Source organism: Caulobacter sp. 05T431 (genome assembly GCF_056665975.1).
The window spans coordinates 1-468 of sequence record NZ_JBFTKU010000105.1; the positions used below are offsets into that span (position 1 = coordinate 1).

General features: G+C 66.0%; 1 protein-coding gene. It reads right to left on the minus strand.

Annotated elements, in window-relative coordinates:
• Positions 1–79: 79 nt before the first annotated feature.
• The coding region (locus AC1U89_RS24715; protein ID WP_479902251.1) for a helix-turn-helix domain-containing protein at positions 80–468 on the minus strand (389 nt) is incomplete at its 5' end.

The following is a 468-nucleotide window of genomic DNA, read 5'->3' on the forward strand; positions in this document are numbered from 1 at the left end:
ACTATTCTGTGTTGGTGATCACACCTCAATGGCGAAAACCCCACCAAAAATGGGCCCGAAGTGTGTGTTCACACAACTGCTAGGCCCAGGCGACCACCAGCCGGGCCGCCTGTGTCGGAACGGTCAAATCGATTCCGGTCAATTCCTGAAAGCGGTTGAGCCGGTTCAGGATGGTGTTCCGGTGGCAGAAGAGCTGCTCCGCCGTGGCCGTGATGTTCCCGGTGGACAGGTAGTGCTGCACGGTTTCCGTAAGGCGCTCGCGTTCCCCGCCACGGCATTCCGCCATGTCCTCCTCCAGCTGGGCGGCGAGGTCGAGGCCGGCGTCCTGAAGGTTCTGCTGGGCCAGCCGGGTCCACGCCGCATCGGCGGACAGGGGGCCGTCATCTCCCGGGCGCAGCAGGGCGGCGAGGCTCTCCGCAGTGCGGGCAGCCGCGGGCAGGCCGCGCAGCCCGTGCACCTCCGGCACAT